A 10,332-nucleotide genomic window follows, 5' to 3' on the forward strand; every position below is an offset into this window, starting at 1 on the left:
AGGACAGCTTCCGATTGCGATGCTGTACGGATGATGAAGGTTTTGGCCCTTCGGAGTCGCCCTGCGGGGGGAGGCTTCAAACCGCCTCATGCTGCGTTGGCTGAAGACCGTCGTGGTGAGCGATGAGGAAAAGGCGTCGTAAGAGGCGTCAGGTGGGGACCGGAAAGACGAACGTAAGTGAATCGCTGCTGACGTGTCGAAAGGAAAACAGACGGCATCGAAACCGGGGTGTGTTCAGAATCCCGGGATGAGCCTGGCGGGTGCCCGTTTATTGGCCAGGTGGTGTCCGGCATGTAGGCGACGTGAGTCCGGTCTGCTGCTTCCGTACGGAACAGGAGAAGGCAGGATCCGATACCGCCCACCGCTTCGGTGGGGAGAGGGAGTGCCCCAAGCAGCACGCAACTGTGAGGGGTCGAGTACCGATGCGGGTCCTGCTGGCGGACCGGCCCGTAGTAGCGCTGAGGCCCCTGTAACGGGGGCGGAGCGAAGGGGCCGGGTCGCTCGTGACTGTGTTGATCACATCAACCGGAAGTTCTCCGGGAGGAGTGGGATGAGCCAGTTGAAGTCTCAGATCAAGCCGTTTGATATCTCGAAGCGGGAGGTTATGGAGGCATGGGAGGAAGTCAGGGCTAACAAGGGCGCGCCGGGCGTGGACGGGCAGAGCGTCGAGGACTTCGAGGAGGACCTTCAGGGGAACCTGTACAAGGTCTGGAATCGCATGTCGTCGGGCTCCTACTTTCCGCCTCCGGTGCGCGCTGTGGAGATCCCGAAGCCTCACGGCGGCGGCACGAGAATGCTTGGCATTCCCGCTGTCGCCGACCGGGTGGCGCAGACTGTGGTGGCTCGGCATTTGGTGCGGAGGGTGGAGCCGATTTTCCATCCGGACAGCTACGGATACCGGCCTGGACGGTCCGCCTTGGATGCGGTGGGAAAGTGCCGGGAACGGTGCTGGCGGAGGAACTGGGTGGTCGAGTTCGACATCCGGAAGTTCTTCGACAGCGTGCCCTGGGACCTGCTGGTCAAGGCGGTGGATGCCCACACCGATGCCGTTTGGGTGAAGTTGTACGTGCGGAGGTGGCTCGCCGCTCCGCTCGCCATGCCCGACGGCTCCCTGGTGAAGCGGGAGTTGGGGACGCCGCAGGGCGCCCCGGTGTCTCCCGTGCTGGCGAACCTGTTCCTGCACTACGCGTTCGACACCTGGATGGACCGGAACTTCCCGGGCGTCCAGTTCGAGCGCTACGCGGACGACGCGGTGCTGCACTGCGTCTCCGAGAGCCAGGCCCGCATGGTCCTGGCGGCACTGCGGGAACGGATGGTCGAGGTCGGGTTGGAACTGCACCCGGACAAGACCCGGATCGTCTACTGCAAGGACCAGCTTCGCCGGGGCTCGTACGAGCACACGGCGTTCACGTTCCTCGGGTACACGTTCCGTGCCAGGAAGGGGCGGAGCCGACACGGGAACCTGTTCCTCGGCTTCGACCCGGCGATCAGCAGGGACGCCCTGAACAAGATCAGCCGCGAGGTGCGGAGCTGGCATCTGCACCTGCGGACCGATCTGACCTTCAACGAGCTGGCGCGGAGGGTGAACCCCAAGGTGGCCGGCTGGATCAACTACTACGGCCGGTTCCGGCCGTGGGAGCTGTTCTCCTTCCTGACCCGCATCAACGCCTACCTGGTGCGGTGGATCCGCAAGAAGTACGGACGGCTCGCGGGCAAGCGGAAGGCACTGGCGAAGCTTCAGGAGATCGCCCGTCGCTACCCCCGCCTGTTCGCGCACTGGCGACTCACGCCGACCGTGAGCGCGGTGCTGGTCTGATGATCAGAGCGACACGAGCCGTGTAACGGGAGACTGTTACGCACGGTTCTGTGAGGGCCGGGGGGTGAGATTCCCCCCGGCTACTCGGCAAAGGGCTGGCCGCGCGCGCCGCGCCGCACCTGCGCGCCGGGCCGCACTGGGAGTGCGGCTCCGCTCCGCACCGCACCGCGCGGTCCGCACCCGCGTACCCGCACCGCACCGCGCGGGCTTCCGCACCGTGCCGCGCGTGGACCGCACCGCACCGCGAAGGACGGTGCGGTAGTCGCGCTGCTACCGCACCGCGCGGCCGCGCGCACCGCACCCGACCGCACCGCGCGGCCGCGCGCCAGGTCGAGCGCGCCGCCCTGCTGGGGCCCTGTGGTGTCGGTCACGGACATTCCGGGAGGACAAGGCCCCAGGCCGGGGCGAATCGGGCGGGACAACACGCTGGTCAAGGGGTCGGACAAGGGGTGGGGCCAGGCCGCGGACAAGGGGGTGGTGTGCAGTGTCGGCCGCACCCGGGCGCTGGTCCGGGTGCCGGTGCGGGCCACTGTGCCCGCGCTGGCTTCCTGCTGACGGAAGGCCACTCCGATGACCACCACCTCGCTCGCCGCGCCCGGCCCCGACGACGGCGACCAGGCCGCCGACCACCCGACCGGCCGGGCGGCGAAGGCCTCGCCCGGCCGGGACAAGGACCCGCACGGCGCCTCCAGTGACACCTCCGCCCGCACCTCCACCGCCCCGCGCGGCGAGAAGCCCGTTTCCGCAGGCCAGCGGCCCCGGACAAGGGTTCGCCGCAGTGGCGACAACCCTTCTACCGCTGCTCCTGGAAGCCCGAGGCGCAAGCAGCGGGCGACGGGTCCGGCCAGGGCGAGGGTCATGGTGGCGCTCGTCCTGTTCCAGCGCGCCACCGGCCGGGAGCTCTGGCACCTGGCGCTGCCCGGCCAGGCCTGCGACAAGGCGACCCGCGACGCGCTGCTCGACCTCCAGGAAGCGGGCAAGGCGCGCCCGGACGGCTGGGCCCGCGGCCGCAAGCTCTGGTGCCTGACCAAGGCCGGCCACAAGGAGGCCGCCCGCCTGCTGCCGCCCGGCACCAAGCTGTCCACCGTCCGCGAGGGCGAGAGCGCCGGCTACGACGAGCACGCCCTGGACGTCACCGCGACCGCCGGGCACCTGACCCGCGCGGGCCACGGATCGCCGCTCACCCTCACCACCGAGGTCCGCCACGCGGTGCCCGGCCGCACCGCCCGCTACGCCGACCTCGTGCTGCGCGACCCGGGCGCGAAGGTGCCGGTGCTGCTGGTCGAGGTCGACCGCGACAACGAGACGGTCGGTCAGCTCGTCGAGAAGCTCGCCATCTACACCGCCTGGTGCGAACTGCTCGCCAAGGGCGCCGACAAGACCCGGGCGAAGGCCGCCCGGTACGACGGGGCCGCCGTCCACGACCACCGGCACTGGCGCACCGTCTACCCGCCCACCGGCCACGAGGGCTACCCGCCCGTCGCCCTGGTCCTCGTCCCTGGCCGCAAACGCGACCGGCCCGGCACCAAGCCTCTTACCCCCGAGCAGCAGGCTGCGAAGGCCGAGCGCGACCACGAGCGGCTGCTGCGCCGCCTCGACGCGGTGGAGGCCGGCTCCGCCGCCTTCTGGAGTCCGCGGCCGTACCCGTTCGCGGGGGTGACGGCGGGCAACTACCACCTGGCGCTGCCGGTGGTCGCCACCACGCTGCAGCTGCTCGACGACAAGGGCGCCGCCGCCCCGGTGTGGCGGCGCTTCGGCCGCGACGGCTGGCACACCCTCACCAGCGCGCTGGACAACCCGGACGGCGACCGGCTTCTGGCCGTCGAGCGCCAGGCTGCGGCTGCCGCCCGCCGTGCCCGCGAGGAAGCCGAACGGGAGGGGAGCCGTCCGTCCTGCACCCGCTGCACGTTGCCGTTCTCGGACGAGCGGTGGGCGGACCGGGAGCGGGCCCGGGCCGCCTGGGGCGACGACGGTCTGTGCGCCGGCTGCCGCCAGGCCGACGCCGACCGGAAGGCGCGGGAGGCCGCCGAGCGCGAGCGGGCCGCCGCCGAAGCCGCGGCCGCCGAGGCGAAGCGAACCGGTTCCTGGTGGCGCCGGTCCTGACCCGCCCTCACCCGCCGGGGTGGTCACCAGCGGCGGCTGGGTCTCGGGCGCTGGCCGCCTCCGTGGTGGTAGCGCAGCACCACCTCGGCCACGTGAACCCAGGCCAGCTCCAGCTGGGCCTCCTCCGCCAGTCCGGCCTCGCGCGCCTTCTCGCACAGCCCCGCATCGCCGGCCACCGCGGCCAGTTCGTCGTGCAGCTCGCCGACCATCTCGTCCCAGCGGGCCAGCGCCCGCAGCGCGGCCCGGATGCGGGAGGTGACCGCGTGCGCCGGGTCGGCTCCGGCCGCCGTGGCCGCGTTCTGCAGCTCGGCGACGGTGAGGCCGTCGAGTACGGCCCGCCAGGGTTCGGTGCGCACCGCGTGGGTGGCCGTCAGCACGACCTGCTGGACAAGCTGGTCGGCCGGGTTGCTGGGTGCGGCCGGGGCCTCGGGGCGGGGAGGTGGAACGGGCAGGCGGCCCGCCAGCGTGCCCCCGGGGCCCAGCGCCCTGCGCTGACCGATCGCCTTTCCCACACCGCGCCAACGAGCGGCCCGGCCCGCCGGACACGGGCCGGGCACCGCCGAAGCGCGGCAGCCCGCCCGACCCGCCCTCACCCCGGAGGAGCGACAGGCCGCTGACCTGCACTGGGGAGTTTGGGCACCCCCTTTGACCTGCGGTGGGGAGTTTCGCCCCGGAGCGGTGAGTTTCGCCCCGGGGCCGCTGGTGAGTTTGCCCGCCCGACCCGGTGAGTTTCGCCTCGGACCCGGTGAGTTTCGCATGTCGCCGCAGGTCAGCGGCCGGTTAGAACGGACTGCGGTACGCCGTCCGGGTGGCGGTGGGGTTCGGCACTGCGACGTCGTGGGCAGAGCCTGCGACATGACGACACCCCAGACCAGGCGCCGCCACCGTCGCCGCCATCCAGCGCCCACCGCGTCCGCGCCCGCCGCCCCGGTCCACGCTGGATGGCCGTCAGCCCCGGCCCGGCCGGGCAGCGGCGGGTGCTGCCGGACCTGGTCCAGCGAGCACCTGACCCCGGGCGGGATGGTCGTCCGGACGACCTGGCACGAGCCCGTCTGCTCGACGTGGGCCCAGCCGTCCGGAACGGCCGGGTGACCGGGTCGTTCCGGACCGCCCGGCACCCCGGCGCGGATAGGCTCGACGCACTGTCGACGCGGAGGGGTGGACCGATGACACAGCCGATGGGGCCGGATCCGGTGGCCGAGTGGATCATCGAGGTGTGCGGCTGGCAGGACCAGGCTCGCGTTCTCCTCGGGCACCTGCCCTCCCAACTGCGCGTGGCCCACGACGGGGACGGCTGGTGGATCGGGATCGACGCCTTCGCCCCGTACCTGCGCGTCCAGCTGTGCGCCGGCCGCCTCGGGGAGGACGGCACCTTCGCCGACGTCTCCGCCTTCCTGGACAGCACGGTCAACGCCACCGACCGCGAGGAGCTCGCCCGGGCCGTCCAGGAGCTGCGCAAGCGCCTGGACGCCCCGCAGCCGCCGAACCGCTGGGCCGCCGAACGCTACGGCTTCCCCAAGCCCTGACCCGCTGTCACACCTTCGAGCGGACTTCCCGGCCCCGAGGCCGGGAACACTCTCCGCCATGACCGACACCACCCTGTTCCAGCCCGGCACCACCGCGATCCGCCGCGACGTCCACGCCGGCCGGGTGTGGACCGCGATGCCGCAACGGGTGATCGACGACACCGGCCACGTGCTGACGCTGGCCTACTGGCCGGGAATTGAGAGCCTGGCCCCGACGACCTGGATCACCTCCACGCGCACCGGCGACGACACCACCCGCCAGCAGGGCCTGGCAGACCTGGCGGCCGGCGCCTGGACCCTGGACCACTACCGGTGGACCGGCACCGAGCTGCTGTCCCACTTCCTAAACGGCGAGTGGTTCTCCGTGCACTGCTTCCAGGACGCGACCACCCACGAGCCGCTGCGCTGGTACGTCAACTTCGAGCATCCCTACCGGCGCCGCCCCGGTCTCGGCGTCGACACCATGGACCTCGCCCTCGACCTGGTCATCACCCCCGACCTGTCGGGGCACCACTGGAAGGACACCGAGGAGTACTCCCAGTTGCGCCGCCTCGGCGTGGTCGACGACTACGTGGGCCGCCAGGTCGAGCAGGCCCGAGGCCGGGCGATCGGCATGCTGGACGACCGCACCGGGCCGTTCGCCGGCGGCTGGCCGACCTGGGCACCGGACCCGTCCTGGCCGCTGCCGACGCTGCCGCCCGGCGCCGACGAAGCCGCCACGGCGGCGACCCCCTACCGGCCATGACGAGCAGCGGCACGGCAAGCGGGCCGGTCCGCGTGCGGGTGTGCGCGGTCCTGCTCCACGACGGCCTCGTCTGCCTGATCCGCCGCCAGCGCCCGGCCGGAGCACAACTCTCCTTCCCCGGCGGCGTGGTCGAGGACGAGGACGGCGAGGACCCGATCGACGCGCTGCACCGCGAGCTCCGCGAGGAGCTCGGCCTCGACCTGGCGGCGCTGCCCGCGCCGCCGGTGCTGCGCTTCGTCCAGGACCAGGAGACGGAGCGGCCGGGCGAGACCACGCCGTTCCGGCGCCGGCACCTGGTCTACGTTGCCCACCTGCCCGACCACCTGGTGGCGGCCGTCGCCGCGGCCGAGCAGGACGCTCCCGACGAGGCGCCGGTGGTGTGGCTGCCGGTGGCCGACGCGGCCAGCCTCCACCTGTACCCGGGCGTCGGCGCCGTCCTCGCCCAGGCCGTCCGGCCCGACACCGCCGCAGGCGGCCCGGTGCTGCTCCCGGCGATGACCGGAGCGTCCTACCAGTGGCGCTGACCTCCCGAGCGCAGGCCGCAGCCGGCCCGGCGCGGGTTGCCTCTGAGGTTGCTTCTGGAGGTTGCTACTCGGGCTTGCTACTCGGGCTTGCTACTTGAGGTTGCTACTCGGGGTTGCGCCAGGCGGCGCCGCCGGAAGCAGCGTTTTCGCAGCTCATCGCCCGTTTGTCCATAGGCCGCCGGGCGCCGACTACTTCTCCCTGGGCACCTCGGCGGTGCTGGGTGAAGTCCGGGCACCGGAGCGTCGAAGAAGAGGAGCAGAAGAGTCGGCGCGCAGAGCAGGAGCGGAGACAAGACCCCGGCAACCTGATGCTGCGCGCCGACGGCGTGACGGGTGGTCCGCTGCGCGGTGGCCCGGCGGCCCCGCTTCGCGGCGCCACCGGCCGGGAGGAGGGGCGAGGGGGGAAGGGCGGCCGGGACGGCTGGCGGCGTGCTCCCTCTGGCCGCCTACAGCTCGGTCCACCCGCAGGGCCGACCGCTCCGGCCGTCGAGCGGGTGCCAGACCGGTGCGGACGGTCCGCGCTGGACCAGGTCCTCGATCCGGGCGGCGCCGACCGGGACGGCGGTGAGCATCTCGGCGACGGCCGGGTTCTCCTCGGCGGCCAGGCGCAGGTCCGCCACCGCGCCGCGCACCCCGGCGGCCGCCGTGCCGATCAGGACCACCAGCAGCCGCGGGAAGGAGCGCCAGCGACGCTCCCACGCCCGGCCCGCTCCGTCCTCGCCCGCCTGCTCCCACACTCGGGCGCAGGCCGCCAGCTGCGCCGCGGTCTCCTCGGCGCCGACACCGGGGCGGTGGCGCTCGACGAACGCCCGCAGCCGGTGCCGCTCCTCGCCGGTGCCCGCGGTGTAGGCGAGCTCGGCGGCGGGCCGGTACACCCCGCCGCCGGCGGGCAGCTCCGGGGCGGGGAGGAGGTCGAGCGGGCCGCAGTCCTCGCCGCGGGCGCGGGCCTCGGCGACGAAGGCCGAGTGGATCCGGCCGACGTCGAGCAGGTGCTCGCGCCCGTGCCGCACGGCGAGCTGCTCACCGTCCAGCACCTGGGCGGTCGGGCGACGGGCCTCGGGGAAGGTGGCCGCCACCGCTGCGCCCTGGGCGGTGAGGTGCCAGGCCTTCGCCCGGCCGGCCTGCGGCAGGGTCACGAAATCGGCCAGGCCATCGGCGTGCAGGCGGGTCAGCCGCTTCTGGGTTTGCTTGATCAGGGCGGTGCCGCCATGCAGCTGGTGGAGCTGCTCGGCGGTCGCCAGCGTGAAGCGGTGAAGCGTGACCAGAACGTCGTGGTCGGTCTCCAGATCCCCGTGCACGAATGTGCTCCCTCAGTCCGAAGCGCGGGCTTATCCCGTGCTCGGAGAATGGAACCCCACGAAACTCACCGGATTTCTCACCATCAACGTTGGTAGTTCATAACGATTTGATAACTCCCGCCATCAAGGTATCCCGCGTTCTAACCAGTCCGAAATGCGGTCCGTAATCCAGTCCGCCAACCGGTCCCGACCTCGGGGCCCCCGGTGGCCCGAACGGCAAGCCTCTGACCTGCTGGAATAGCCATCAAGGTGCCCCGGTGAGTTTCCTTGATGGCCCATCAAGGAAACTCACCAATACCTTGGTGGCCCTGGTGAGTTTGCCGGACTGCTTCCGTTCCCCCTCCCGTTTCCCCCTCCGCTCCCCCTACCGGCCGTCTCGCGCCAAGAGGGGAAAACCGTGCAGCTCAGGCCCCGGATTCGGGCTGCGCACCGGTTCTGACAACCCTCTTTCTCCCTGCCTTTTGCTTTTGGTTTGTGGTTGTTGTGGTTGCGGTCTGGGTGCGTTCGTTCGCGGCTTTTTGCGGACGGACGCTCCCGGGCCGCTTGGCCCTTTCTCGTTGCGTCCGGCGGGGCCGGCCGCGCGCCCGCTCAAAGGCGGGCCGGGGTGGTGGCGGGACGGGGGCGGCACGCCGGGCGGAAACGGGCTTGGCGGCTGTCAGGAACGCCGGATATCCCTCGAAGGCAACCGCCCGACCACGACCACCGGGAGACGCCCGTGAGCACCCGTCAGAGCCCCGCCCAGCCCGGCGACAACGACGGCCAGGCCGACGCCGTCGAACCGGCGCAGCCGTACCGGCCGGGGCGGACCGCGTACCGGCGCGGTGCCGCCAACCCGAACGGCTCGACCACCGCGCTGCGCGCCGACGTCCTCGGCGCGCTCGGCGTCCTCAAGGTCGCCACCGCCGACCAGCTCCAGCGACTGCTGCGCCCCCGGGCGGCGTCGAACACCGTGATCCGGCAGGCGCTGCGCGATCTCGCGCTGCACGGCCTGGTCGCCTCCGACGGCAACACCCGGGACCGGCACAAGACCTGGCGGCTGGAGGGTACAGCCGGGCTGGAGGCGGCCGGGCAGGTGCTCGGCCTTCCCCGCGCCGACATGGGATCGACGGCCCGGGGCGCCGGCCGCTCCGGTGCCCAGCACGCGATGGCGGTCAACGAGACGATCACCGCGTTTGTTATGGGCGGCAGCGCGCCTGGGGCCGCGGGCGGGGTTGGCACCGTGACCGACTGGGAGACCGAGGCCGAGTTCCTGCTGCCGGGCGGCAGGCGCAAGGTGCGCCCGGACGCGGTGTGGCAGGCCCCGGAGATCGGAGTGCCGGTCCTGATGGTCGAGGTCGACCGCTCGACGATGTCGCCGGAGCGGGTCGCCGCGAAGTTCCCCCGGTACCGCGAGCTGTTCCGCACGAAGGTGAAGAGCACCGACCCGGCGCTGGCCGACGAGGAGCCGGCCGACCGGATGGTCCACTGGTGGCGCCGGACCTGGCCCGGCCACACCCGCCCCGGCTACCCGCCCGTCGCCCTGGTCGTCACCGGAGCCGGACCGGTAGCCCTGGCCAACCGGCAGCAGGCGGTGTCAGACCTGGCGCGCGACGCCTGGGGCGGCGCCTGGTGGACCATCCGCACCCACAACGCGGGCGGGGACGGCTGGCGCGAGTACGACGACACCGTGCCGGTCATCGCCACCACGCTGGAGCTGCTGGCCGAGCACGGCCCCCTCGGCCCGGTGTGGTGGCGCTACGGCCGCAACGGAGCCCGCTACTCCCTGCTGGACGCGCTGGAGAGCCCGGACACCCGCGAGGCGTACGACGAGCGCCAGAAGGCCAGGGAGAAGAAGGCTGACCAGGTCCACCGCGAGCTGATGGAGACCCTGGCCTGCGCCGACTGCGGGAACGTGCCCTGGCAGGAGAGCACCGACGAGCACGACCCGGACGGACGACGACAAAGGTGGACCCGCCGCCCGGGTGGCCGCTGCTGGAACTGCCACGAGAAGGACCAAGAGCGGCGCGAGGCGGAGCTGGAGGCCGAAGCCCGGGCCCGGCTGGAGGCGGCCCGGTCGGCGAACGCCGTGCTGCGCCCGTGCTGGACGTGCCGGGGCTCGATCGGGGGCAAGGAGGGCTCGGGGCCGGAGCTGACCGAGAAGGCTGGCCCTGACCGGCTGGAGTGCCCGAATTGCGAATGGGACCGCGAGCGGAAGGACTTGGGCCTGCTGGTGTTGCCCGCCCCGACCAAGCGCCAGCAGATGGCCGCGCTGGTCTCCACCCCGGATGACCCGTGGTGGGAGGAGCGGGTGCTGCACGCGAAGCTCTACCCGGCGAAGGGC

At 72.5% G+C, this 10,332-nt stretch carries 8 protein-coding genes; 6 read left to right on the forward strand and 2 right to left on the reverse strand.

Going from position 1 to position 10,332, the window contains the following annotated elements; translation table 11 throughout:
• Nucleotides 1–604 precede the first annotated feature (604 nt).
• Together ltrA and ACIP82_RS35100 are read left to right on the forward strand one after the other, a co-directional pair.
• Nucleotides 605–1,816, forward strand: a complete 1,212-nt coding sequence (ltrA, locus tag ACIP82_RS35095; protein ID WP_400659414.1) for a group II intron reverse transcriptase/maturase — start codon at nucleotides 605–607, stop codon at nucleotides 1,814–1,816.
• Nucleotides 1,817–2,386: 570 nt separating this feature from the next.
• Nucleotides 2,387–3,919: a hypothetical protein gene (locus tag ACIP82_RS35100; protein ID WP_400659399.1), complete on the forward strand. Its 1,533-nt coding sequence runs from the start codon at nucleotides 2,387–2,389 to the stop codon at nucleotides 3,917–3,919.
• 23 nt (nucleotides 3,920–3,942) lie between these two features.
• Here ACIP82_RS35100 and ACIP82_RS35105 read toward each other — a convergent pair whose 3' ends face one another.
• Nucleotides 3,943–4,431 (reverse strand): hypothetical protein, encoded by a 489-nt coding sequence (locus tag ACIP82_RS35105; protein WP_400659401.1) that lies wholly within the window; start codon nucleotides 4,429–4,431, stop codon nucleotides 3,943–3,945.
• A gap of 654 nt (nucleotides 4,432–5,085) precedes the next feature.
• Here ACIP82_RS35105 and ACIP82_RS35110 point away from each other — a divergent pair.
• From ACIP82_RS35110 to ACIP82_RS35120, 3 genes are read left to right on the forward strand one after another with little or no spacing between them, the layout of a single operon-like run.
• Nucleotides 5,086–5,445, forward strand: coding sequence for a hypothetical protein (locus ACIP82_RS35110; protein ID WP_400659403.1), 360 nt, complete (start codon nucleotides 5,086–5,088; stop codon nucleotides 5,443–5,445).
• A gap of 58 nt (nucleotides 5,446–5,503) precedes the next feature.
• Nucleotides 5,504–6,190 (forward strand): DUF402 domain-containing protein, encoded by a 687-nt coding sequence (locus ACIP82_RS35115; protein WP_400659404.1) that lies wholly within the window; start codon nucleotides 5,504–5,506, stop codon nucleotides 6,188–6,190.
• The gene (locus ACIP82_RS35120) at nucleotides 6,187–6,714 is read left to right on the forward strand and encodes an NUDIX domain-containing protein (RefSeq protein ID WP_400659406.1); all 528 of its coding nucleotides are present in this window, start codon (nucleotides 6,187–6,189) and stop codon (nucleotides 6,712–6,714) included. Before ACIP82_RS35115 ends, ACIP82_RS35120 begins: the two co-directional genes overlap by 4 nt.
• Nucleotides 6,715–7,160: 446 nt before the next feature.
• Here ACIP82_RS35120 and ACIP82_RS35125 read toward each other — a convergent pair whose 3' ends face one another.
• Nucleotides 7,161–8,012 carry a replication-relaxation family protein gene (locus tag ACIP82_RS35125; RefSeq protein ID WP_400659408.1) on the reverse strand — a complete coding sequence of 284 codons (852 nt, stop codon included), beginning with the start codon at nucleotides 8,010–8,012 and terminating at the stop codon, nucleotides 7,161–7,163.
• 715 nt (nucleotides 8,013–8,727) lie between these two features.
• Here ACIP82_RS35125 and ACIP82_RS35130 point away from each other — a divergent pair.
• A partial coding sequence (locus ACIP82_RS35130; protein WP_400659410.1) for a replication-relaxation family protein occupies nucleotides 8,728–10,332 on the forward strand: 1,605 nt, incomplete at its 3' end.

It is taken from the genome of Kitasatospora sp. NPDC088548 (genome assembly GCF_044753005.1).
Lineage (GTDB): Bacteria > Actinomycetota > Actinomycetes > Streptomycetales > Streptomycetaceae > Kitasatospora.

What these genes read in the sequence shown, in the direction of transcription:
- ltrA (WP_400659414.1), top strand. Translation starts at nt 605, where the DNA reads ATGGAGGCATGGGAGGAAGTCAGGGCTAACAAGGGCGCGCCGGGCGTG.
- ACIP82_RS35100 (WP_400659399.1), top strand. Translation starts at nt 2,387, where the DNA reads ATGACCACCACCTCGCTCGCCGCGCCCGGCCCCGACGACGGCGACCAG.
- ACIP82_RS35110 (WP_400659403.1), top strand. Translation starts at nt 5,086, where the DNA reads ATGACACAGCCGATGGGGCCGGATCCGGTGGCCGAGTGGATCATCGAG.
- ACIP82_RS35115 (WP_400659404.1), top strand. Translation starts at nt 5,504, where the DNA reads ATGACCGACACCACCCTGTTCCAGCCCGGCACCACCGCGATCCGCCGC.
- ACIP82_RS35120 (WP_400659406.1), top strand. Translation starts at nt 6,187, where the DNA reads ATGACGAGCAGCGGCACGGCAAGCGGGCCGGTCCGCGTGCGGGTGTGC.